The following is a 23,936-nucleotide window of genomic DNA, read 5'->3' as shown; positions in this document are numbered from 1 at the left end:
ATTACGGAACCATTTCCTCTTACAACACTTATTCAATCAGAGGTTTTGCGTCTAAGGTTGAAGTCAGTGTCACACCCGGCCGCGCCGCCGGGGAAGGAGGAGGCCATGGCCAAGCTTCCCGAGGGCCTGAATGTTGAGTGGACCGCCAGCGATACGGATCGCCCGGCGCATCCGAGCAATGTCCGCCTGCACGACTATTATCTCGCCAAAAAGCCTGCCGACGGCCTGCCGGGCCGGGCGGATTTCGACCTGCTGGACCTCTATGACATCGCCCCCGGCCTGTTCATCATCGAGCAGGATCCGGACAATCGCGGCGGCATCCGCTACCGCCTCGTCGGCAGCGACATCGAGGCGCGCCTCGGTATCTCCCTCACCGGCCGCGGCACCGGCGCCTTTACCGAGCCGGTCTCCGAGCGCCTGCAGTCCCTGTATGAAGACATCTTCACAAACCAGACGATCCACATCCTGCGCGGCCGCTTCGTCGGCAGCGGCATCGAGCATGTGGATTATGAGAGCTTCCTGCTGCCCATGCGCGCTCGCGACGGCCACAGTGTGAACATCATAGGTGGTATGTTCGCCTTTGATTGACGTTGCGTGCGCACCGGCCAATCAGGCATTGATGCCCCTCCCCAAGCCGCTCCCACCCGAAGCCGCCTCCACAACGCCGTGACCGCAGATGATTGATCTCCTGGCATCGCCCGAAGCCTGGGCCAGCCTCGCCACCCTCGCCATCCTCGAGATCGTGCTGGGCATCGACAATCTGGTCTTCATCTCCATTCTGGCAGACCGCCTGCCGGAGCATCAGCGCCAGCGCGCCCGCCGCATCGGCCTTGCGGCGGCGCTTGGCACCCGCATCCTGCTCCTGTTCTCCATCGTGTGGGTCATGCAGCTCACCCAGCCGCTGTTCACCCTGTTCGAGCACACGGTCTCCATCCGCGATCTCATCCTCATCGGCGGTGGCCTGTTCCTGTTGGCCAAGGGCACGCTCGAAATCCATCACACGGTGGAAGGGGAGGTCGGCGAGACCAGGACCAAGGGCCATGCTGGCTTCGCCTCGGTCATCATGCAGATTGCCGTCCTCGACATCGTCTTTTCCCTCGACAGCGTCATCACCGCTGTCGGCATGGCCCGCGACATCGAGATCATGGTCGCAGCGGTTGTCATTGCCGTCCTTGTCATGCTGTTCGCCGCTGAGGCGGTCGGCGGCTTCGTTGCCCGCCATCCGACGGTGAAGATGCTGGCGCTGTCCTTCCTGCTGCTGATCGGCGTGGCCCTTGTCGCAGACGGCCTGCAGTTCCATATCCCCAAGGGATATCTGTACTTTGCGGTGGCGTTCGCGGTGGGCGTTGAAATGCTGAACCTGCTGCGCACAAGCCGCAGGGCTAAGCAGCAAAGCCAGGTCGCGAAAACCCGGGCCTGACGCCCTTTTTCACCCATTCCCAGCCCGTTTGTTGTTTGTAAACAAACGCGAAAGAAACTCTCTAAGATGTTGCAGTCCAAGTCCCAGTTCCTCGGATATCACTCCGACCCTGTGGAAGAACCGGAACACCCCGGCAGCCGCCAGCTGCTTGCCTATTGGCAGGAGAAGCGGCAGGAAAACGGCCCCCTGCGCCGGTCGGATCTCAATCCCGCCGAAATCGCTGCGGCCTTGCCCGGCGTGTTCGTGGCCGAGGAGGCCGACGACACGTTCCGTTTCCGCCTCGTCGGCAGCGACATCGAAGCGCGCATGCGCCGCGTGGTCACCGGCAAGACCCTTCAGGAAATCTACGGCGATGACGTCGGCGGTCGCACCGCCGCCATGTATGCGGACATCATCGCGAACGGCAAACCGCTCTGCCTGCAGGGCAATTTCGTCGGCGACAATCTGGAGCATGTGCGCATCGAATCCCTGATGCTGCCGCTCATCTTCGACAATGGCCGCCCCGGCATCGTCGGCACCGTCTTCGACCTAAACTAGGCAGCCTGTCGGCCCGCCCTCGCTTTTGTGACCCCACGGCCCGCAGACGCGGCACTATATGCTAGGCTCCAGCCACGCAGATACGGCCCCGGGCCGGATTCGCCTGGTACTCATGCCCACCAGGCCCCCGGGCCGATGTGGTCCAACGCCTAAGATCGGCAAGTCCCCAAGGTCAGCACGCCAAGATCAGCAAGCCATGGTAACCGTTCTCGACACCACCCAGAGCAACCGCCCCCGCCACCCGGAAAAGCAGAAGCGTCCGGATAGCCCGGTGCTGCGCAAGCCGGACTGGATCCGGGTCAAGGCGCCGGTCAGCAAGGGCTACGCCGCCACCCGCAAGGTGGTGAAGGAGCACGGCCTGCACACCGTGTGCGAGGAGGCCGCCTGCCCGAATATCGGCGAGTGCTGGGACCAGCGCCACGCCACCATGATGATCATGGGCGACACCTGCACCCGCGCCTGCGCCTTCTGCAATGTGCGCACCGGCCTGCCGGCCCCGCTCGACGATGCTGAACCCGGCCGGGTGGGGGAGGCGGTGGCCAAGCTCGGCCTCGCCCATGTGGTCATCACCAGCGTCGACCGCGACGACCTGGCCGATGGCGGCGCTGCGCATTTCGCCGCCGTCATCCGCGCCATCCGCGATCAGGCGCCCGGCACCACCATCGAAATCCTGACGCCCGATTTCCTCCGCAAGGACGGCGCGCTTGAAGTGGTGATGGAGGCCCGCCCGGATGTGTTCAACCACAATCTGGAGACCGTGCCTTCGCTTTATCTGCGGGTGCGGCCCGGCGCGCGCTACTACCATTCCATCCGCCTGCTCGAGCGCGCCAAGCAGCTCGACCCGTCGGTCTTCACCAAGTCCGGCATCATGGTCGGCCTCGGCGAGGAGCGCGACGAGGTCTTGCAGCTGATGGATGACCTGCGCACGGCGGAGGTGGATTTCCTCACCATCGGCCAGTACCTGCAGCCCACCCGCAAGCACCATGCGGTGGCCCGCTTCGTCACGCCGGATGAGTTCGCCTCCTATGAGCGGGTGGCCCGCGCCAAGGGCTTCCTGCAGGTTTCCGCCACGCCGCTGACGCGGTCCTCCTACCATGCGGACAAGGACTTCGCGGAGATGAGACAGGCCCGCGAACGGGCATTGGGACGCTGATGCCGGTCCACGACGAACAGCGTTTTGTGCCCTACACCCCGGAAAAGATGTTCGACCTCGTGGCCGACGTCGCCCGCTATCCGGAGTTTCTGCCCTGGTGCGCAGGTGCCCGCATCCGCACCCGTGAGCGCATCGACGGCGTGGACCGGATGACCGCTGACCTCATCGTCGCCTACAAGGTGTTCCGCGAGCGCTTCACCAGCCGCGTGACCCTCGACCGCGCCGGCAAGCGCATCGAGGTTGAATATCTCGACGGGCCGTTCACCCATCTGGTCAACCGCTGGACATTTACGCAGCATGCGGATGATCAGGGCCGCCCCGGCACCCGCATCGGCTTCTTCGTCGATTTCGCGTTCAAGAGCCGGACGCTGCAGAAGATCATCGAAAGCCGCTTTGCAGAAGCGGTGATCAAGATGGGCGAAGCCTTCGAGGCCCGCGCGCACGAGCTTTATGCCAATGACCCGTCCGCCTGGCCACAGCAGGCCCCGGCCAACTCGCCAGCCAACCCGGTCGCAGGCAGCTAGCCGCTGATCCGGCCAAGCAGCATGGTGAGCGCCACATCCATGGATTTGAGCCGCACCTCGTGACGGCCGATATCCCCGAAGCGGTGGCTGTCATGCATGATGCGCCCGCCGCGCTTTGCGGTGGCGAAATGCACCAGCCCCACGGGCTTCATCGGCGTGCCGCCGCCGGGACCGGCCACACCGGTGATCGCCACCGACACATCTGCGTTCGACCGGGCTATCGCGCCTTCGGCCATGGCCCGCGCAACGGGCTCGCTCACCGCGCCGAAATCCGCAATCAGGTCACCCTGCACGCCGAGCATCGCCCGCTTGGCCTCGTTGGAATAGGTCACAAAGCCCGCATCCACCACGGCCGATGACCCGGCAATGTCCGTCAGGCACGCGGCCACCAGCCCGCCGGTGCAGGATTCAGCGGTGGCGACTTTCAGCCCCGCCGCCTGTGCATCCGCCAGCACCAGCTGCGCCAGCTTGCTGATCGGGCCGGGAAAAAGCGTGTCCATCAGGGTCTCCCGTCAAACGGTGAAGAGCGCCATGCCCGCCACCCAGGCGGCGATGATGGCATAGATCGCCGCCACCATGTCATCGACCATCACCCCCATCTCGCCCTTCACCCGGCGCTCAAGCCCCCGGATCGGCCAGGGTTTCCAGATGTCGAACAGGCGGAAGAAGACAAAGCCCAGCAGATAGGCCAGCGGCGTCGGGGGCAGGGCGGCCATCACCAGCCACATCGCGGCCACCTCGTCGATCACCACTTCGCTTGGGTCCTGATTGCCGGACGCCTCGATATACCGTTCCGTCGCCCACAGCCCGGCGAGGAACGCCACCACGGCGGCCACGCTCATGGCCACAGGTCCGCCCAGCACGGCGATGGGCCAGCCGGCGAACACCGCCGCCAGCGTGCCCCAGGTCCCCGGCGCCGGCCGCAGCAGGCCCGACCCGCCGAATGTTGCGATGGTCACCACCGGGTCCGCGAAATGCAGCTCCTTCGGCAGCGGGGTCAGAAAGCGGCTCATAGGGGCAGCCTGACGGTTGCCACCGACTGCGCGGCAATGCCCTCGCGGCGGCCGGTGAAGCCCAGCTGCTCGGTCGTCGTCGCCTTCACCGACACCCGCTCCTCGGTGATCTCCAGGATCTCCGCCACCCGGGCGCGCATGGCCGGGCGGTACGGACCCACCTTGGGCCGTTCGCAGATGATGGTGATGTCGGCACTGGCGATGACCCCGCCGCGCTCCCGCACCAGCCCCGCCGCATGGGCAAGGAACTTCCACGAGGCCGCGCCCTTCCACTGCGGATCACTGGGCGGGAAGTGTTCGCCGATATCACCCGCGCCGATGGCACCGAGAAGCGCATCGGTGAGCGCATGCAGCCCCACATCCGCATCCGAATGGCCCACCGTGTCGCAATCATGGGGCACCGGAATGCCGCACAGCATGATCTCGCTCGCCGTGCCCGGCGCATCGAATTTGTGTACGTCGAAGCCGGAGCCGGTGCGGATATCCCCCAGCCGCAGGGACAAGAGCCCCTCCGCCCGCACAAGGTCGTCCTGGGTCGTGATCTTCAAATTGTCCTCCGCACCCTCAACCAGCGCTATGGCCATCCCGGCCCGTTCCGCCACCGCCGCGTCATCCGTCAGCGCTTCACCTGCCACCGCTTTGTGCGCCGCCATGATCTCGGCGAAGCGGAAGCCCTGCGGCGTCTGCGCGCGCGCCAGCCCGGTCCGGTCAACCGTATCGCCCACCATGCCGTCCGCCACCCGCTTCAGGGTGTCCGTCACCGCCACGCAGGGCAGGGCGGCTGCGTGCGTGTCCAGCGCGCTCACCACCCGGGTGATCAGCCCGGCGCTCGCCAGCGGCCGCGCCCCGTCCTGGATCAGTACCTTGGCGGGGCCATGCGCTGCCAGCGCCTCGAGCCCCATCCGCACCGAATCCTGCCGCTCGGCCCCCCCATGCACCGGCGCCAGCAGCTTCGGCTGGGTGCCCAGCGGTGCAATAGCGGCATCATAGAGGTCCCGGTCATCCGGGTGGATCGCGGTAATCACCTGCGCCACATCCGGGTGCTGCAGGAAGGCGCGCAGCGTATGGGTCAGCACGACGGCACCCTGCAGCGGCATATATTGCTTGGGCATGTCGCCGCCAAACCGGTGGCCGCGCCCGGCGGCGACAATCAGGACGGCGGTAGCGGGCTGGGCGGTCATGGACTAAGGGTCTGCCTGAAAAACGGGACATGCGAAAAAACAGGCAGCCCCTCGGGAATTTGGGGCTGAAAGCTAGCCGCCGCTCCCCGGCCTGCCAAGCGCCGGGGGCAAAAATATCATGCAAAGCCGCACCTTACCGCTTGTCGCGGCCCGCGCATCTGTGTAGTTTGATCAACAAATAGGCAGCCAGAATATGTGCACACCAACTGAGCAAGTAGCGGGCGGGGCCCCATCCCCGTCCACCGCCGCCGATGACACCGCTCCCGCAGACGGGGCGGGCGGTCAGGTGCGGCGCGATCCTGTGTGCATCAGCCGGGGCGGCACGGACATCCATGTGGAGCCGGTGTTTCTTGCTCCCATGTCCGGCATCACCGACCTGCCGTTCCGCCGGGCCGTCCGCGCCCAGGGCGGCGGCCTCGTCGTCTCCGAGATGATCGCGTCCGAGGATCTTGTCCGTGAAAAGGAAGACGTGGTCCTGCGCGCCCGCCGGGAGGCGGCGGAAGAGCCCATGGCCGTGCAGCTCGCCGGCCGCGAAACGCGCTGGATGGGGGAGGCGGCCCGCATCGCCCAGGCCTCCGGTGCCCGCATCATCGACATCAATATGGGCTGCCCCGCCAAGAAGGTGGTCGGAGGCCTCTCCGGCTCGGCGCTCATGCGCGATCTCGATCACGCCATCGACCTCGTAAAGGCCACCCTCGACGCGGTGGATGTGCCCGTCACCCTCAAGATGCGCACCGGCTGGGACATGGACAGCCGCAACGCGCCCGAGCTTGCCGCCCGCGCCGAGGAAGAAGGCGTGGCACTTGTCACCGTGCATGGCCGCACCCGCAACCAGTTCTACACCGGCACCGCTGACTGGGCCTTTGTCCGCGAAGTAAAGGCCGCCGTCAGCGTCCCCCTCATCGTCAATGGCGATATCTGCACCATTGCTGACGCCGAAGACGCCCTCGGCCAGTCCGGTGCCGACGGCGTCATGGTGGGGCGCGGTGCCCAGGGCACGCCGTGGCGGCTGGCGCAGATCGCAGCCTCCCTCGCCGGGCGGCCCGTGCCCGAAGATCCGGATACGGAACAGCGGCTGGAGATCGTCCGCCGCCACTATGCCGATACGCTGGAGCATTACGGCGAGGCGCTGGGCGTCCGCTGCGCCCGCAAACACCTGGCTTGGTATGTGGAAGACCTCGAGCAGCATCTCGGCGTCAGCCTGCGCGCCGCCAAGGCCAGCCTGTGCCGCATGTCCGACCCCGCCGAGGTGCTGTCGGCCCTTACCGCCATTTTCACCGCCGTCGGCGATCAAGCCGCCGCAGAGGAGAGCGCCGCCTGATGGCAGAGCACGCGATTGACCTGAGCAAGGCTGATTTTTCTTCCGGCTCACCGGAAGCGCATCTGCTGGACGCCCTGCCGCATCCCGTCATGAAGGTCGATCCCGACGGCAATGTTGCCTTCGTCAATGTGGTGGCCGAACAGTTCTTTGCAGCCAGCGCCGCCGTCATTCTCGGCAAGCCGCCGAGCGAACTCGTGGCCTTCGGCAGCCCCCTTGTCGCCCTTATTGACCAGGTGCAGGCCACCGGCGCCTCCGTCACCGAATATGGCGTCGCCATCGGCAGCCCGCGCATGGGCGAGCGGGACGTGGACATCCAGGTTGCCCCCATCGTCGAGGAGCCCGGCGCCGTCGCCGTCATGCTCCAGGAGCGCACCATCGCCCACAAGATGGACCGGCAGCTCACCCATCGCGGCGCCGCCCGCTCGGTGATGGGCATGGCCGCCGTCCTGGCGCATGAAATCAAAAACCCCCTGTCCGGTATTCGCGGCTCCGCCCAGCTCCTTGAAATGGGCGTGCAGCCGGAAGACCGCCATCTCACCCGCCTGATCACTGAGGAGGTGGACCGCATCTGCAAGCTGGTGGATTCGATGGAGGTGTTCTCCGACCAGCGCCCGCTGGAGGTGGAGCCCGTCAACATCCACGAGGTGCTGGACCATGTCCGCCGCCTCGCCGGCACGGGCGTCGCAAAGGATATTCGGCTTACGGAGGAATATGACCCCTCCCTGCCGCCGGTCCCCGGCTCCCGCGACCAGCTGATCCAGGTCTTCCTCAACCTCGTTAAGAACGCCGCGGAAGCAGTGGACCCGGAAGACGGCGAGATCGTCATCTCTACCGCGTATCGGCCCGGCGTGCGTCTCTCCATTCCCGGCAGCAGCGAGCGTGTCAGCCTGCCGCTTGAAGTCTGTGTGCGCGACAACGGCCCCGGCGTGCCGGAGGACCTGCTGCCGCACCTGTTTGATCCCTTCGTTACCACCAAGTCCTCCGGCACCGGCCTCGGCCTTGCGCTGGTGGCAAAGATTGTCGGCGACCATGGCGGCGTCATCGAATGTGACAGCCAGCCCCGCCGCACCGTGTTCCGCGTGCTCCTCCCCATCAAGCGCGCCCCCATCAGGAACCCGTCCCTCGGTGCCAACAGCGCCGTGATCGGCAACGGCTCAGGAGAGCAAGATGCCAAGTGAAACAATTCTCGTTGCCGATGATGACGGCGCCATCCGCACGGTCCTCAACCAGGCGCTGGGCCGGGCAGGCTTCGATGTGCGCTCCACCGGCAACGCCTCCACCCTGTGGCGCTGGGTCAGCCAGGGGGAGGGCGATCTGGTCATCTCCGATGTGGTGATGCCGGACGAAAACGCCTTCGACCTGATCCCCCGCATCAAGAAGCTGCGGCCCGAACTGCCCATCATCGTCATGAGCGCCCAGAACACGCTGATGACCGCCATCACGGCAGCCGAGCGTGGCGCCTATGAGTATCTGCCCAAGCCGTTTGACCTCAACGAGCTGACCGGCATCGTCCGCCGTGCCCTGTCACAGCCCAAGACGAGCGTCGCCAAGCGCGAGCCGGAAAGCGACGAGGACCGTATCCCCCTCATCGGCCGCTCCGCCGCCATGCAGGAAATCTACCGCGTCATGGCACGCCTCGTCGGCACGGACCTGACCGTGATGATCATCGGCGAAAGCGGCACCGGCAAGGAGTTGGTCGCCCGCGCCCTGCATGACTACGGCAAGCGTCGTAATGGCCCCTTCGTCGCCATCAACATGGCCGCCATCCCGCGCGAACTCATCGAGTCCGAGCTGTTCGGCCACGAGAAGGGCTCCTTCACCGGCGCCAGCGGCCGCGGCGTCGGCCGCTTCGAGCAGGCCGAAGGCGGCACGCTGTTCCTCGACGAGATCGGCGACATGCCGATGGACGCCCAGACCCGTCTGCTGCGCGTGCTGCAGGAAGGCGAATACACCACCGTCGGCGGCCGCAACCCCATCAAGACCGATGTGCGCATCGTCGCCGCCACCAACCGCGACCTGCGCCAGCTCATCAATCAGGGCCTGTTCCGCGAAGACCTGTTCTATCGCCTCAACGTGGTGCCGATCCGGTTGCCGCCGCTGCGCGAACGCTCCGAGGACATTCCCGATCTGGTCCGCCACTTCCTCGCCCTGTGCGAGGAAGAGGGCCTGCCCGCCAAGTCGATCGACAATGCAGCGCTTGACCTGCTCCGCCGTCACCGCTGGCCGGGCAATGTGCGCGAGCTTGAAAATCTCGTCCGCCGGCTGGCAGCGCTCTACACGGAAGACACCATCACCGCGGAGGTGATCCACGCCGAACTCTCCGAACCTGCCGCCGCCACGGGCGTGGCGGAAGGGGCCGAGGACGAGACCCTGGGTGCGGCCATCGAGCGCCACTTGCAGCGCCTGTTCGCGGAATATGGCGATGCCCTGCCGCCGCCGGGCCTCTATGAGCGACTGCTGAAGGAGCTGGAGCGGCCGCTGATTTCCATGTCCCTGGGCGCCACCCGTGGCAACCAGATCAAGGCCGCGCAGCTACTGGGCCTCAACCGCAACACCCTGCGCAAGAAGATCCGCGACCTCGATATCCAGGTCGTGCGGGGAATACGCTAACGGAAACAACGGCTTGGCGTGCTTGTCTGCCTGTCGCATTCCGGCAACAATGTTGTTGATTTGCATCTGTTGCATCGTCACAATACCGCTTCCCCCGTGAGGCCGGTGTGACACCGCAGGGCTGAAACGGGGTTTGCACACAGGGCACCCCGGGGATGACGTCCACAAGTTCGACAGCAGATCTCAAGGGCTCCTACAGGACCGCCACAGCGCGCGTTGCCTGGTGGCTGCGTCGTATCCAGTGGCCCACCTTTCTCGGCATCGCCCTGGCCATCGCCGCGGTCATCAGCGGCATCATCACCTATCTGTCGCTGACCGGCGCCACTGATTTCACCCCCACCCGCGGCCAGGCCATCGCCATGATGCTGGTCAACCTGGCGCTGGTGCTGACCCTGCTGGCCCTCATCGCCTACCGGCTCGTGCGCCTGTGGATGGCCCGCCGCGCCGGCAATGCGGGTGCGCGGCTGCATGTGCGGCTCGTCGCCATGTTCAGCCTCGTGGCGATCATGCCGGCCATCATCGTGGCCGTCTTCGCGGCCATCACCCTCGACCGCAGCCTCGATTCCTGGTTCTCCGACCGCACCCGCACCATCGTCAACAATGCCGCCACTGTCGCCCAGGCCTATCTGGACGAGCACCGCCAGGTGCTCCGCGCCGACGCGCTGGCCATGGCGGCGGACCTCAACCGCTACGCACCGCTTTACTTTTCCAATCCCGCCCGCTTCCGCGAGGTGATGACGACGCAGGCGGCACTCCGCTCCCTGTCCGGCGCCTTCGTGGCGGATTCATCCGGCACCCTCATGTCCTATGCGGACGGTTCCGCCCAGACGCGGATTGATCCGCCGACCCCGGAATTCCTGAAGGAGCTGGGGGAGGGCGAAGCCCACCTGACGTCGAGCGAAGCCGGTGACCAGGTGCAGGCACTGGTGCGGCTGACCGGCTTCGAGGATGCCTTCCTGCTCGTCACCCGCTTCGTTGATGCGCGCGTGCTGGACCACCTGGCCCGCACCCAGGCGGCCGCCGCGGAATACGACAATCTCGAAAGCCGCCGCTACACCTTCCAGCTCACCTTCGCCCTCATCTACGTCATGGTGGCGCTGCTCGTGCTGCTGGCAGCCATCTGGTTCGGCCTGTGGGCGGCCAACCGCATGGTCGCCCCCATCGGCATGCTGGTGGGCGCGGCGGAGCGCGTCTCCGACGGCGATCTCACCACCCGCGTTGAAGTGGGCAGCGACGCCGATGAGATCACGGCGCTGGGCCGCACCTTCAACCGCATGACCGGCCAGCTGCAAAGCCAGCGCAACGAACTGGTGGAAGCCAACCAGCAGCTCGACCGCCGCCGCCGCTTCACCGAAACCGTGCTCTCCGGCGTCAGCGCCGGCGTCATCGGCCTCGACGCCAAGGGCCGCATCAATCTCGTCAACCGCAGCTGCCTGTCGCTCCTGGGCCGCACCCGCGACGAGCTGATCGGCCAGCCCCTCATCACCGCAGTGCCGGAGACCAGCATCTTCGTCCGCCAGGCCATTGCCCGCAGCGACCGCCCGTCCGAGGGCCAGATCATCATCCCGCAGGAGGATGGCGGCGAGCGCACCCTGACCATCCGCGTGGTGTCTGAAAAATCCGGCGACGGCGCGCACGGCTTCGTCGTGACGCTCGACGACATCTCCGAGCTTGTCTCCGCCCAGCGCGCCTCCGCCTGGGCCGACATCGCCCGCCGCATCGCGCATGAGATCAAGAACCCGCTGACACCGATCCAGCTCTCCGCCGAGCGCCTCAAGCGCAAGTTTGGCCCGCAGATCGAGAAGGACCACGAGGTCTTCGAGCAATGCACCAGCACCATCGTCCGCCAGGTCGGCGACCTTGGCCGCATGGTGGATGAGTTCTCGTCCTTCGCCCGCATGCCCACCGCCGTCATGGCCGAGGAAGACGTGTCCGAGCTGGCGCGCGAGGCTCTGTTCCTGCAGCGCGTCGCCGCCACCAACCTGTCCTTCGAGTTCGACGAGACGAGCCCGCCGGTGCACGCGGAATGTGACCGCCGCCTCATCGGCCAGGCGCTCACCAACCTCATCAAGAACGCGCGCGAGGCCATCGAAACCCGTCACGCGCAACACGGCACGGCGCCGGACGAGGAAGCAGACCGCATCGTCGTCGATGTGCGCGACATGGGCGAGATGGTATCGGTCAGCGTATCCGACACCGGCATCGGCCTGCCGCGGTCAGAGCGCTACCGGCTGCTTGAGCCTTACGTGACCCACCGCGAAAAGGGCACGGGTCTCGGCCTCGCCATCGTGAAGAAGATCATGGAAGACCATGGCGGCACCCTGGCGCTGGAGGATGCGCCCTGGGTTGCCGAGGGCGGGCACGGCGCGTGCATCCGCCTCACTTTCCCGAAGCGCCAGGAAGCGGCGCCGTCGGACGACGACACACTTGAGCAGTATCCGGACGATCCGGATACGACCGAAGGATTTGCCGATGACTCGCTGAACGGCCTTTTCGGCCTCGGCACATCGGCCGGACGTTAAGATTGGGGGGCTAGACGAATGGCATCTGACATTCTGATCGTCGATGACGAGTTCGACATCCGCGAACTCATGGCGGGCATCCTGGAGGATGAGGGCTACGAGACGCGCCTTGCCGCCAACAGCGATGAGACGCTGAAGGCCATTCAGGCCCGCGTGCCGCGCCTCGTGGTGCTCGATGTGTGGCTGCAGGGCAGCCGCATGGACGGCCTCGACCTGCTCGCCGCCATCAAGGAGAAGCACCCGGACCTGCCGGTCGTCGTCATCTCCGGCCACGGCAATGTCGAAACCGCCGTCACCGCCATCAAGAACGGCGCCTATGACTACATCGAAAAGCCCTTCAAGGCGGACCGGCTGGTCCTCATCGTCAAGCGCGCCCTTGAAGCCTCGACCCTCAAGCGCGAGAACGAGGAACTGCGCCAGCGCTCCAGCGACGAAGCAGAGCTTGTCGGCAATTCCTCGAGCCTCAACCAGCTCCGCCAGATGGTGGACCGCATCGCCCCCACCAACAGCCGTGTGCTGATCACGGGACCGTCGGGCTGCGGCAAGGAAGTGGTGGCGCGCATGCTGCACGCCCGCTCCCTGCGCACCACGGGAGACTTCGTGGTCATCAACGCGGCCACCATGGCGCCCGAGCGCATGGAAGAGGAACTCTTCGGCGTCGAGGCGGCGGAGGGCCGCCCGGCCAAGGTCGGCGTCTTCGAGCAGGCCCACAAGGGCACGCTCTTCCTCGATGAAGTGGCGGACATGCCGCTGGAAACCCAGGGCAAGATCCTCCGTGTCCTCGTGGACCAGACCTTCGAGCGCCTTGGCGGCGGCCCTCGCGTGCAGGTGGATGTGCGCGTGGTGTCGTCATCAAGCCGCGACCTCACCACCGAGATCGCCGCGGGCCGCTTCCGCGAGGATCTCTATCACCGCCTCAACGTGGTGCCGATCACCGTGCCCGCCCTGGCCGACCGCCGCGAAGACATCCCCGTGCTCGCCGAGCACTTCATGGATCGCATCGCATCCGCCACCGGCCTGTCGGTCCGCAAGATCGGCGAAGACGCCATGGCCGCGCTCCAGGCCCATGACTGGCCGGGCAATGTGCGCCAGCTGCGCAACAACATCGAGCGGCTGCTGATCCTCGCCTCCGGCGACAAGGACGGCGCGATTACCGCCGACATGCTGCCGTCGGAAGTGGCGCGCACCACCCCGCAGGTGGGCGAGGGCGAGGCGGGCCAGAACATCATGGCCCTGCCGTTGCGCGAGGCGCGGGAAAGCTTCGAGCGCCAGTATCTGATGGCGCAGATCCGCCGTTTCGGGGGCAACATCTCCCGCACCGCCGCCTTTATCGGCATGGAGCGCTCGGCGCTTCACCGCAAGCTCAAGTCGCTGGGGGTCACCACCTCCAACCGCTCGGAAGTAAGCGCCTGACGCCCGATTGTGATACCACCATCGCCTGCGCCCGGCTTCAGCCGTCAAGCGCAGGCGGCGTTTTCTGTCCCCGTCCCCCGGCGGCACTCAAGAGCAGTCCCACGAGCATCTCATGAAAGTCATCGTTTGCGGCGCGGGCCAGGTCGGCTCCGGCATTGCCCGTCAATTGGCGGCGGAACACAACGACGTCACCGTCATCGACAATTCGCCGGACCTGATCCAGCAGATGGCCGACAATCTCGATGTGCGGACGGTGGTGGGCTATGCCTCCCATCCGGACGTGCTGGAGCGCGCCGGCGCGCGCGAGGCCGACATGGTCATCGCTGTCACCTTCGCCGATGAAGTCAACATGGTCGCCTGCCAGGTGGCGCACTCGCTGTTCAACGTGCCCACAAAGATCGCCCGCATCCGTGCCCAGAGCTATCTGTGGCCCATGTGGCAGGACCTGTTCACCCGCGATCACATGCCCATCGACGTGATCATTTCCCCGGAACTGGAAGTTGGCCGCGACGTGATGCGCCGCCTGGAAATGCCCGGCGCACTCGAAGCCATTCCCTTCGCCGACGGGCATGTCTCCTTCCTCGGCATTGCCCTTGAAGACGATTGCCCGGTGGTCAACACCCCGCTTCGTCAGCTGACGGAGCTTTTCCCGGACCTCAAGGCCGTTGTTACCGGCGTGCAGCGCGGCGACCGTCTGTTCGTGCCGGATTCAGGCGACCAGATGATGGTCGGCGACGTGGCCTATGTGGTGACCGAAACCAGCCAGACCCGCCGCGTCCTCTCCCTGTTCGGCCATGAGGAACAGGCCGCCCGCCGCATCGTCATCGTCGGTGCCGGCAATATCGGCCGCCACGTGGCCAAGGAGCTGGAAGAGACCCACAACCGGGTCAAGGTGAAGATCATCGAGGCAGACAAGTCCCGCGCCGTCATGGCCGCAGACGCCCTGTCCCGCACGGTGATCCTCAACGGTGACGCGCTGGACGAGGAAGTGCTACGCGAAGCCGGGGCCAACAATGCCGAGACGCTGGTGGCGCTAACCAATGACGACGAGGTCAATATCCTGAGCTGCGTCATGGCCAAGCAGCTCGGCTGCGAGCGCACCGTCGCCCTCATCAACAACCGCGCCTATGCCAGCCTCAAGGGCGCCATGGGCATTGATGCCTTCGTCAACCCGCGCGCCACCACCGTGTCCACCGTGCTGCGCCATGTGCGCCGCGGGCGTATCCGCGGCGTGTCCTCCGTGCAGGATGGCAAGGCGGAAGTGATCGAGGCCGAAGCACTGGCCACCTCCACCCTGGTGGGCCGCCCGCTGCGCGAGGCCGAACTGCCGAGCGGCATGCGCATCGGCGCCATCCTGCGTGAGGAGGAGGTCCTCGTGCCCCGTGGCGACACGGAAATTCAGGCCGGTGACCGCGTCATCATGTTTGCCATGGCCGACGAGGTGCGCCGCGTCGAGCGCATGTTCCGCGTCAGCATCGAGTTCTTCTAAGAGGCAAGGGAGCGGGCAGCGCCATGTCGTTTCCCATCATAGGCGTCGTCCTTGCCGCATCCCTGTCGGTAATCGCCTTCGCGCATCTGCTGCCCGCCGTCATCGCCCTGTCCGTGGGCCAGCCGGGCCAGGCGGTCATCTTCCTGATGACCGGTCTGCTGACAGCCTTCATCGCCGGTGCGCTGGCTTTCAGCGTGCGCGGGCAGGGGCACCGGCCCTCGGCGGCTGAACGCATTCTCGCGCTCTCCACCATCTGGCTGGTCACCCCGGCCTTCGCAGCCATCGCCTTTGTCGGCATCGACCCTGAAGTCCTCTATATGGACGCCTATTTCGATGCGGTCTCGGCCCTCACCACCACCGGTGCCGTGGCCACAAACCCCAGCTTCGCCAGCATCGAGGAAGCCGCCCCGCTCACCATCTGGCGCGCCACCCTGCAATGGATCGGGGGCTATGCCTCCGTGATGACCGCCATGCTGGTGCTGGCGCAGCTTGGCCTTGCAGGCCTGTCCCTGCGCCGCGCGCCCATCCCGCCGGGCATGACGTCAGGCCCCTTCGGGCGCTACTGGCCTGCCATGCTGGCGCTGGGGGTGGCCTATGGCGGCATCACGCTCATGGGCCTTGTCGGGCTGCTGATCAGCGGCATGCCGCTGGTGCCCGCCATCGCGCTCAGCTTTTCAGCGATCGCCACCGGCGGGCTGATGCCTGAAAGCAGCTTTGCCCTTGCCGCCATCGGCCCGTTCCCGGCGCTGGTCATCTGTCTCCTGCTCATTGCCGGTGCCACCAATTTCCTGCGCCACGCCGGCATGTCCCGCCGCACCATCGCCAGCTACCTTGATGATCCGGAAGTGCGCTATCTTCTACTCGGCATCGCGGCGGGCGGCATCGTGCTGGCGACGGTCATTGCCCTGTTCTCCGGCGGGGGCCTGTCTGTGCTCGATGCCATGATGTGGATGGCATCCCTGTTGTCGACATCCGTGGTCCCGGTCACCGAGGAAGGCTTCCGCCAGATCCCGCTGCTGGTGGCACTTGCCGTCGTCTTTGTCGGCGGCAGCACCATGTCCACGGCAGGCGGCCTCAAGCTCATGCGCATCTCCCTGCTCATCAAGCAGGGTTCGCGCGAGATTTCCCGCCTGTCCCATCCGCACGGCATCGTGCACACGGAGTTCGGCGGACGGCCGTTCTCCATCCCCATCATGCGCGGCGTCTGGGCCATGTTCGTCATGATGCTGGTGGCAGCGGTGCTCACCACCCTGGGCCTCACCCTTTATGGCGTGTCCTTCGAGATGGCCATCGCGGCCTCCATCGCGGCACTGTCCAATGCAGGCCCCGTACTCGGCTTTGCGCCTGATGCGGCAGGCAATGTGCTGGGCCTCGACATGATGCAGGCCTATGCCGCCATGGCCCCCGGCGCCAAGCTCGTGCTTGCCATCGCCATGATCGCCGGGCGCATCGAGGTGCTGGCGGCCGCTGCCGTACTTGCAGCCTTGCGCACGACCGACAGCGCCTGATGAGCACCTGTGGGCCCCCGTAATCCTGCGGGACAGATATGCGCCCTTTCATGCGAACCCTGTGCTACACGGTCGCCCCGCCCGGCAGACACCGGGCAGGCAGCGCTGACGACAGGAGCGGCATCCTCCCGTTTTTTCCTGTGCAACTGCTCATGAATTATGCAAATCCGCCCGTACCGGCGAATTAGGACTTGTTCCGCAAGAAAACTGTATCAATTAATTGGTAGTCAGGGCGCGTGGAACAGGACCAGCCAGGTGCTGTAGCCTGCCTCAAGTCCCGCGAGGTTGCCGTCCCCACAGGCAGCCGGCGGTCGGCACAAGAAAAAAAGAAAGGCCAAACTGATGTCCTCCGAGAAACCTCAAAACCTCCAGGACACCTTCCTCAATTACATTCGCAAGCAGAAAATGCCGGTCACCGTCTTCCTGGTGAACGGCGTGAAGCTGCAAGGCGTGGTAACCTGGTTTGACAGCTTCTGCGTGCTTCTGCGCCGTGACGGCCATTCGCAGCTCGTGTACAAGCACGCGATTTCTACCATCATGCCGTCTGCGCCGGTCCAGCTGTTCGATGATGAAGGCGAAGGGTCCGGCGCGTAACAAGCGCAGGACCGCATCCGCCAATTGACGACACCTAAGGACGCCAAGCAGAGCCGCCGCACGGCCCCCGACGACGAGCCGGATTTCATCCCGCTTGAGGACCGCGTTGCGGCGACCGATATCGGCCGCGCCATCGTGCTGCACCCCTGGATCAAGTCCGGGGGTGCTGGCGCGCATCTGCGCCCCGGCCAGCGCGCGCCCGAGGACCGGCTGGAAGAGGCCGTGGGCCTTGCCGCGGCCATCCATCTCGACGTCGCCCATTCAGCCGTCGTGCCCGTCGCCTCGCCCAAGCCCGGCACCCTGTTCGGCGAAGGCAAGGTGGAAGAGATCAAGGGGCTGGTGAAGCTGGAGGAGGCGGGCCTCGTCATCATCGACGGCCCGGTCACCCCCATCCAGCAGCGCAATCTCGAGCGCGCCTGGAAGACCAAGGTGCTGGACCGCACCGGCCTGATCCTCGAGATCTTCGGCGAGCGCGCGGCCACCCGTGAAGGCGCTTTGCAGGTGGAACTGGCCCACCTCATCTACCAGAAGAGCCGCCTGGTCCGCTCCTGGACCCACCTTGAGCGTCAGCGCGGCGGGCTCGGCTTTGTCGGCGGCCCCGGCGAAACCCAGATCGAGGCTGACCGCCGCCATATCCAGGACCGCATCACCAAGCTGGAAAACCAGCTTGAGCGCGTCACCCGCACCCGTGAGCTGCACCGCAAGAAGCGCCGCCGCGTGCCTTATCCCATCGTCGCGCTCGTCGGCTACACCAATGCCGGCAAGTCCACCCTGTTCAACCGCATGACGGCAGCGGAGGTGATGGCGGAGGACATGCTGTTTGCCACCCTCGACCCCACCATGCGGGCGCTCGACATGCCCGGCGGCCAGCGCGTCATCCTGTCCGATACGGTGGGCTTCATTTCCGATCTGCCCACGTCCCTCGTTGCCGCCTTCCGCGCCACGCTGGAAGAGGTGCTGGAAGCCGACCTGATCCTGCATGTGCGCGACATCTCCCACCCGGAGACCGCCGCCCAGCGCCTCGACGTGCACCAGGTGCTGCGCGAACTCGGCGTCGACCCGCAGGACACTGGCCTCATCGTCGAGGTTGCCAACAAAATTGACCTGCTCGAGCCCGCCGCCCGCACCGTGCTGGAGGCGGAAGCAGCCGCAGACCCCAACCAGGTCCTCGTATCCGCGATGACGGGGGAGGGGATCGGCACCCTCAACACCCTCATCGAAACCCGGGTGACGGCGCATCTGATGGATCTCGACGTGACGCTGACACCGGCGGACGCCGCCGCGCGCGCCTGGCTGCATCAGCACTGCACGGTGGTGCGGGAGGATGCGCCGGATACGGACGGCAATGTGGAGATCCACATCAAGGCATCTGCGGCCGATATCGGGCGGATCAACAAGCAGTTCCCCGGTCTGCTGCCGGAGGCGGTGACGCTGCACTAGCAGCAGCCGGGCGGCGGGGCGCTAGAGCTCGCCGCGCTCTTCCTGCTTGGCGCGGGTCCACAGGGCGTCCATCTCGTCCAGCGTGGACTGGTCCGGCGTGCGGCCCTCTTCGGCCAGCCACGCCTCGATGCGGCGGAAGCGCCGCTCGAACTTCGCGTTGGTCCCGGCAAGCGCCTGCTCGGGGTCCACGTCGAGATGGCGGGCGAGATTGGCATAGACAAACAGGATGTCGCCCAGCTCATCCATCACCCGGGCCATGTCCGCGCCATCCTGCTTTTCTGCGCTGTCGATCTCGGCTTTCAGCTCGTTGGTTTCTTCCACCAGCTTGTCCAGCACCTGCGCTGTCTGCGGCCAGTCAAAGCCTACGCGCGCGGCGCGCTTCTGAAGCTTCACGGCACGCACAAGCGAGGGCAAGGCGCGCGGGATCCCGTCCAGCGTGCCCGGCGGCGTGTCCTGGCCGGATTTCGCCGCCCGTTCCTCCGCCTTGATCTTCTCCCAGGTGCCGGCCACCGCAGGCGCCGTATCCGCGTCGCCGTCGCTGAACACATGCGGATGGCGGCGGATCATCTTGTCGGAGATCGACTGCACCACGTCGGCGAAGGTGAACGCTCCTTCGTCCTCGGCGATGCGGGAGTGGAACACCACCTGCAGCAGCAGGTCGCCCAGCTCGTCCTTCAGATCGGCCATGTCCCCGCGCTCGATCGCGTCCGCCACTTCATAGGCTTCCTCGATCGTGTAGGGCGCGATGGTTGCGTAGGTCTGTTCCAGGTCCCACGGACACCCGCCCTCCGGATCCCGCAGCCGCGCCATGATGGCCAAAAGGGCCTCGATGCGGCGGCGGTCGTCGGGGGGCGGGGTCGAATGGGGCATGGGGTCAGTCCGCGGGCCTGTCATGGATGGTTGTCGCCACAGCACTCACGGCCGCAGCGGCATCCGCCGCAGTCTCGTGGTCATGGTGCCGGTCCGCAAGCTGCCGGCGCATTTCTTCCTGCGCGGCCTTGGTCAGCGGGTAATTCCACATCACAAGCCCCGCCGCCAGCATGAACAGCGCCGGCATCCCCACATAGAGCGCCAGGAGCTGGTCCAGCGTCTCCGGACTATTGGCCCCGGGCTCCGCCACGAAGCCGATCAGGTCAAGGATGGGGTAGGTGATGCCGACCGAGAGGGCAAAGCCGATCTTGTTGGTCATGGTCAGCAGCGAATAATAGAGCCCGGTCCGCTGCTGGCCGGTCTCCAGCAGATCCTTGTCGCACACATCAGCCATGATCGCGCGCAGCAAAAACGAACCCGCCCCATAAGCAATGCCGTACAGCACATTGCCGAAGAACAGCCACCAGAACTCCCCGCGCGGCATGAACACCACCAGCGGCAGGGCGATGGCGCCATAGAACATGGCCGTCGCCAGCGTCCGGTGCTTGCCGAAGCGGTGCGACATCCGCAGCCAGATCGGCACGCCCACGAACCCGGCCACGAAATAGACCAAGAGCAGCAGGCTCGCCCATTTCGGCAGGTCCATCACATAGGACGCAAAGAAGATGTAGAGCGACCCGGTAATGCCAGGTGCCACGCCCACCAGAAGGTCTGCCAGCAAGACCCGGCGCAGCAGCGTGTTCTTCAGCAGCAGGCGGCCGGACTCCATCCAGTTGATCGCCGCCTGCGGCACGCCCTTGAACTCCGGCACCGCCCACACGGCGATGCCCACGGTCAGTGGCAGCAGGATGATGACAAACCAGCCCATCGCCGCCACGCTGTCCGACCGGCCCGTGCCGTCGGCGGCAAATTCCACCAGCGCCGGCAGCGCCAACACGGTGAACGACCCGAAGATCAGCGCAAATTCCCGCCAGCCCTGAATGGATGAGCGCTCGTCATAATCCTGCGACAGCTCGGCGCCCCAGGACATGTGCGAGATAGTGATCAGCGTCCAGCCCACATAGAGCACCACCATCCAGCCGAACAAATAGAGTCCCGTCACTTCCCCCTGCGGCATGAACAGCATCCATGCCGAGAACATCAGGATGGGCGTTGAGATGACGATCCAGTGCCGCCGCCGCCCCCAGGGCGAGTGAATACGGTCCGAGACCGTGCCCAGCACCGGGTCGGTGAACACGTCCCAGAACCGGGCGATCATGAAGATCCAGCCAACCAGCGACAGCGACAGCCCCATATCCTCCGCATAGAAGGGAGGCAGGTAGACCACGATGGGAAGGCCAAGGGCGGAAATGGGGATGGAGGGCAGGGCGAACGCGGCAAGCTGCCCCCGGCTGATGCGGCCTTTGGCCATGGAACTCGTTACCTCACTGAACTCTGGGATACGCGGATCGGCTTTTTGCGGGGCACCCTAATGCCCCTTCACTCCGCGCACAATCACGCGTGACAGTTTGTCAAAGCTGAATCCCGAAGCGTGACGCGACGAAAACCACCAGCCCGTAAAGCGCAACCGTCATCAGAACCGATGCACCTAGCGCCGCCCAGAAGGCCATCCCCCCGCGCAGTAGCATCGGCATGACAAGAAACATCGGCAGCGACGGCAGCACGTAGAAGAAAGTCGCTTCCAGATGGTTCGCCACCCGCACCGTGTCGCCGGTATCGTTCCATAGCCAGATCACCGCCAGGATCGAGATCAGCGGCAGCGACGCCACCAGAGCCCCGAAAGCCGGGCTGCGCTTGGACGTCTCGGCGACGATCATCACCAGAATGCCCGACAGGGCGGCCTTGATGGCGGCTTGCAGCATGAAAATCCCTCCGCAGGCGCGCGCAGTGCGCCGCCGGCTAGTAGTGGCTCATATAGCCGCCATCCACGGCCAGCGTGTGCCCGGTCACATAGCTTGCGGCATCGGACGCGAGAAACACCGCCGCCCCGCCGATTTCCTGCGGTTCACCCCAGCGCCCGAGCGATGACCGGTCGCGCGGCATCTGGGTGATGGCCTCGACCTCCACCAGCGGTGCATTGAACTCGGTGGCGAAAAAGCCGGGGCAGATCGCGTTGACCGTGATGCCATGCGGCCCGAGCTCCGCCGCCAGCGCGCGGGTCGCCGTTGCCAGCCCGCCCTTGGCCATGCCGTAGACCGGGTCGCCCTTGAGCGAGATATGGGCGCCGATGGAGGTGACGTTGATGATCCGGCCGCGCCCCTTACCCACCATGTGGCGGGCCGCCATGCGCGACAGCTCGAACGGCGCAATGAGGTCCACATGGATCAGGTCGGCGATGGCCTGCTCCTCGAACGCGAACAGGTCGCGCCGGTCACGCGCCGCGGCATTGTTGAGCAGGATGTCGATGCCGCCATCCGTGTCCACCAGGTGCTGCACCGCCTTGCGCGCGGCGGCGAGGTCGCCGGGGTCAAAACACAGCGGCTGCACCTTGAGGTCCTCCGCCGTCAGCCGTTCCGCCGTTGCATGCAGCGTCTCAGCGTCCCGCCCGCCAATGGCCACATGGGCACCGGCGCCTGCCAGGGCCCGCGCCATTTCAAGGCCAAGCCCGCGCGCAGCCCCTGTTACCAGCGCCACCCGGCCGGTCAGGTCAAACGGATGCGCGCTCATGCGAGGCCCAGAACCTGGTCAGAAACATAGGGGTTGGTCTGCCGCTCATACTCAAAGGTGGAAAGAGGCCCGTGCCCCGGCACAAAGCCCGTATCGCCGCCCAGCGTGAACAGGCGGTCCCGAATCGAATCGATGAGCTGCTGGTGGTTTCCGCGCGGAAAATCAGTGCGTCCCACAGATCCCTGGAAGATCACGTCGCCCACCAGCGCGATGCGCGACGGGCCATGATGAAAGACCACATGCCCCGGCGTGTGGCCCGGGCAATGAATCACATCCAGCGTCAGCCCGCCGACGGTCACCGTGTCCCCATGGTCCAGCCAGCGCGTCGGTTCGAACAGGGGATATTCCGGCAGGCCGTATTTGGCGGATTGCTCGGGCAGGGTCTCGATCAGGAAGGCATCGTCCTTGTGCGGCCCCTCGATGGGCACCCCGTAGGTGCGGGCGATCTCGCCCGCCGCGCCCGCATGGTCCAGATGCCCATGGGTCAGCAGCACCTTTTCAAGCGTGAACCCGGCTTCCGAGATGGCGTCGCTCAGCCGTCCGATATCGCCGCCGGGGTCGCAGATCGCCCCCACCATGGTTTCATCGTCCCACAGCAGCGAGCAGTTCTGCTGCAGCGGGGTCACGGGCACGATGGCGATTTTCAGGGGCATGGCGGCAATCCGGTCTCTTCAATAATGGGTCGCCCTAGTTCTAGCGCGTTGCCGCGCCAGCGCAACTAGCTGCCGGACGCCATGAAGGCCTCGAACGCTGCCGCGTAATCCTTGTGCCAGCGCGACAGGGGCGGGCGGTTTTCAATCATGTCCCCGGCGGTCCACGCGATCCGCTTTTCGTCTGTCTGCCGGTCTACGTCATTGTCCGGACACAGAATATAGAACTCGTCGCGTCCAAGCGCGTCGAACAGGAAGTCCGCCACCTGCTCGGACGTCCAGGCAGCCGGTGGCTTCTCCGGCAGGAACTGGCTGATCATCCCCGTATAGGTAAAGCCCGGCACCAGCAGATGCGCGCTCAGTGCCCCGCCTTCAAGCGAGCGCAGCTCATGGGCCAGCATCTCGGTAAATGCCTTCACCCCGGCCTTCGACACATTGTAGGCGCTGTTGCCCGGCGGCAGGGTGATGCCCTGCTTGGAGCCCGTATTGACCACGAAGCCTGCCTGCCCATGCGCCAGCATATGCGGCACGAAGGCCTGCACCCCGTTGATGACACCGCCGAGATTGATTGCCAGCAGGTCACGCCACTTGTCGCCGTTCTCCCACGGCTTGCCCGGGTTCATGCCCGCGCCCGCATTGTTCATCAGGAAGGTGACAGGCCCGCAATCCGCTGCCACGCGGGCCGCCAGCGCATCCAAGGCGCCCGCGTCGCTCACATCCAGCGCATGGGTAATCAGGTCCGGCCCGTCGCCCAGTTCGGCGCGCGCCGCCGTCAGCGCGTCCTCGTTGCGGTCAGCCAGCACCAGCTGCATGCCCGCACCGGCAAGCTGCCTGGCCACCGCGAGGCCGATGCCGTTGGCACCGCCGGTGATGACGGCGGTGGTGCCGGACGCAAGCGGGGTGAGATCGGACAGGGCCATGAAATCCTCCGGACAGGCTGGGGAGTGCTGCGGCCATTATCCGACCGCGAGTCATTTCTGACGCGGAGTGTGGCGATCCGCCCGCAGCCCCGCAAGAGGCCGCA

At 65.9% G+C, this 23,936-nt stretch carries 23 protein-coding genes; 14 read left to right on the top strand and 9 right to left on the bottom strand.

Going from position 1 to position 23,936, the window contains the following annotated elements; genetic code table 11:
- Nucleotides 1-105 precede the first annotated feature (105 nt).
- The 5 genes from HG718_RS07320 (at nt 106) to HG718_RS07300 (ending at nt 3,634) form a co-directional block, all read left to right on the top strand.
- A complete protein-coding gene (locus tag HG718_RS07320) occupies nt 106-588 on the top strand; it encodes a PAS domain-containing protein (RefSeq protein ID WP_160588072.1) in 483 nt (160 codons plus the stop codon).
- 88 nt (nt 589-676) lie between these two features.
- Nucleotides 677-1,420: a TerC family protein gene (locus tag HG718_RS07315; protein ID WP_160588070.1), complete on the top strand. Its 744-nt coding sequence runs from the start codon at nt 677-679 to the stop codon at nt 1,418-1,420.
- Between the two features lie 66 nt (nt 1,421-1,486).
- On the top strand, nt 1,487-1,957 hold the full coding sequence (locus tag HG718_RS07310; protein ID WP_027841603.1) for a PAS domain-containing protein: 471 nt from the start codon (nt 1,487-1,489) through the stop codon (nt 1,955-1,957).
- 196 nt (nt 1,958-2,153) lie between these two features.
- Complete coding sequence (gene lipA / locus HG718_RS07305) at nt 2,154-3,110, top strand: lipoyl synthase (RefSeq protein WP_160588069.1); 957 nt, start codon at nt 2,154-2,156, stop codon at nt 3,108-3,110.
- The gene (locus tag HG718_RS07300) at nt 3,110-3,634 is read left to right on the top strand and encodes a type II toxin-antitoxin system RatA family toxin (protein ID WP_160588067.1); all 525 of its coding nucleotides are present in this window, start codon (nt 3,110-3,112) and stop codon (nt 3,632-3,634) included. The genes lipA and HG718_RS07300 overlap by 1 nt, the downstream gene beginning before the upstream one ends.
- Here the strand turns inward: HG718_RS07300 and HG718_RS07295 are convergent.
- From HG718_RS07295 to HG718_RS07285, 3 genes are read right to left on the bottom strand one after another with little or no spacing between them, the layout of a single operon-like run.
- Nucleotides 3,631-4,134, bottom strand: coding sequence for a CinA family protein (locus tag HG718_RS07295; protein WP_160588065.1), 504 nt, complete (start codon nt 4,132-4,134; stop codon nt 3,631-3,633). The genes HG718_RS07300 and HG718_RS07295 overlap by 4 nt on opposite strands.
- A 12-nt stretch (nt 4,135-4,146) precedes the next feature.
- Entirely contained in the window at nt 4,147-4,647 is a 501-nt protein-coding gene (locus HG718_RS07290) for a phosphatidylglycerophosphatase A family protein (RefSeq protein WP_160588063.1), read from the bottom strand.
- Nucleotides 4,644-5,828 carry a bifunctional 2-C-methyl-D-erythritol 4-phosphate cytidylyltransferase/2-C-methyl-D-erythritol 2,4-cyclodiphosphate synthase gene (locus HG718_RS07285; RefSeq protein WP_160588061.1) on the bottom strand — a complete coding sequence of 395 codons (1,185 nt, stop codon included), beginning with the start codon at nt 5,826-5,828 and terminating at the stop codon, nt 4,644-4,646. The genes HG718_RS07290 and HG718_RS07285 overlap by 4 nt, the downstream gene beginning before the upstream one ends.
- A gap of 286 nt (nt 5,829-6,114) precedes the next feature.
- Here HG718_RS07285 and dusB point away from each other — a divergent pair, with 286 nt between their 5' ends.
- The 9 genes from dusB (at nt 6,115) to hflX (ending at nt 18,725) form a co-directional block, all read left to right on the top strand.
- Nucleotides 6,115-7,149, top strand: coding sequence for a tRNA dihydrouridine synthase DusB (dusB, locus tag HG718_RS07280; RefSeq protein WP_280521613.1), 1,035 nt, complete (start codon nt 6,115-6,117; stop codon nt 7,147-7,149).
- On the top strand, nt 7,149-8,327 hold the full coding sequence (locus HG718_RS07275) for a two-component system sensor histidine kinase NtrB (RefSeq protein WP_160588058.1): 1,179 nt from the start codon (nt 7,149-7,151) through the stop codon (nt 8,325-8,327). The genes dusB and HG718_RS07275 overlap by 1 nt, the downstream gene beginning before the upstream one ends.
- On the top strand, nt 8,317-9,759 hold the full coding sequence (ntrC, locus tag HG718_RS07270) for a nitrogen regulation protein NR(I) (protein ID WP_160588056.1): 1,443 nt from the start codon (nt 8,317-8,319) through the stop codon (nt 9,757-9,759). Before HG718_RS07275 ends, ntrC begins: the two co-directional genes overlap by 11 nt.
- Nucleotides 9,760-9,914: 155 nt before the next feature.
- Entirely contained in the window at nt 9,915-12,281 is a 2,367-nt protein-coding gene (locus HG718_RS07265) for a sensor histidine kinase NtrY-like (protein WP_160588055.1), read from the top strand.
- Nucleotides 12,282-12,299: 18 nt separating this feature from the next.
- Entirely contained in the window at nt 12,300-13,694 is a 1,395-nt protein-coding gene (ntrX, locus tag HG718_RS07260) for a nitrogen assimilation response regulator NtrX (protein WP_027841595.1), read from the top strand.
- A 112-nt stretch (nt 13,695-13,806) separates the two neighbouring features.
- A complete protein-coding gene (gene trkA, locus HG718_RS07255; RefSeq protein WP_027841594.1) occupies nt 13,807-15,183 on the top strand; it encodes a Trk system potassium transporter TrkA in 1,377 nt (458 codons plus the stop codon).
- 23 nt (nt 15,184-15,206) lie between these two features.
- Nucleotides 15,207-16,691: a TrkH family potassium uptake protein gene (locus HG718_RS07250; protein WP_160588053.1), complete on the top strand. Its 1,485-nt coding sequence runs from the start codon at nt 15,207-15,209 to the stop codon at nt 16,689-16,691.
- A gap of 342 nt (nt 16,692-17,033) precedes the next feature.
- On the top strand, nt 17,034-17,285 hold the full coding sequence (gene hfq, locus HG718_RS07245; protein WP_027841592.1) for an RNA chaperone Hfq: 252 nt from the start codon (nt 17,034-17,036) through the stop codon (nt 17,283-17,285).
- Between the two features lie 87 nt (nt 17,286-17,372).
- Entirely contained in the window at nt 17,373-18,725 is a 1,353-nt protein-coding gene (gene hflX / locus HG718_RS07240) for a GTPase HflX (protein WP_205345748.1), read from the top strand.
- 21 nt (nt 18,726-18,746) lie between these two features.
- Here the strand turns inward: hflX and mazG are convergent, their stop codons facing one another.
- From mazG to HG718_RS07210, 6 genes are all read right to left on the bottom strand, one after another.
- The gene (gene mazG / locus HG718_RS07235; protein WP_205345683.1) at nt 18,747-19,595 is read right to left on the bottom strand and encodes a nucleoside triphosphate pyrophosphohydrolase; all 849 of its coding nucleotides are present in this window, start codon (nt 19,593-19,595) and stop codon (nt 18,747-18,749) included.
- Between the two features lie 4 nt (nt 19,596-19,599).
- Nucleotides 19,600-21,006 carry an MFS transporter gene (locus HG718_RS07230; RefSeq protein ID WP_036264816.1) on the bottom strand — a complete coding sequence of 469 codons (1,407 nt, stop codon included), beginning with the start codon at nt 21,004-21,006 and terminating at the stop codon, nt 19,600-19,602.
- A gap of 100 nt (nt 21,007-21,106) precedes the next feature.
- Entirely contained in the window at nt 21,107-21,457 is a 351-nt protein-coding gene (locus HG718_RS07225) for a DUF3147 family protein (RefSeq protein WP_160588048.1), read from the bottom strand.
- Between the two features lie 37 nt (nt 21,458-21,494).
- On the bottom strand, nt 21,495-22,262 hold the full coding sequence (locus HG718_RS07220; protein WP_160588046.1) for an SDR family oxidoreductase: 768 nt from the start codon (nt 22,260-22,262) through the stop codon (nt 21,495-21,497).
- Entirely contained in the window at nt 22,259-22,915 is a 657-nt protein-coding gene (locus tag HG718_RS07215; protein WP_027841588.1) for an MBL fold metallo-hydrolase, read from the bottom strand. Before HG718_RS07215 ends, HG718_RS07220 begins: the two co-directional genes overlap by 4 nt.
- A gap of 65 nt (nt 22,916-22,980) precedes the next feature.
- Nucleotides 22,981-23,832 carry an SDR family NAD(P)-dependent oxidoreductase gene (locus tag HG718_RS07210; protein ID WP_160588043.1) on the bottom strand — a complete coding sequence of 284 codons (852 nt, stop codon included), beginning with the start codon at nt 23,830-23,832 and terminating at the stop codon, nt 22,981-22,983.
- Between the last annotated feature and the right edge of the window lie 104 nt (nt 23,833-23,936).

Origin of the sequence: Pyruvatibacter mobilis (genome assembly GCF_012848855.1) — a bacterium.
GTDB classification, from domain to species: Bacteria; Pseudomonadota; Alphaproteobacteria; order CGMCC-115125; family CGMCC-115125; genus Pyruvatibacter; species Pyruvatibacter mobilis.
Note: the sequence above shows the minus strand (reverse complement) of the source record. Positions and strands in the feature narration are given on the sequence as shown.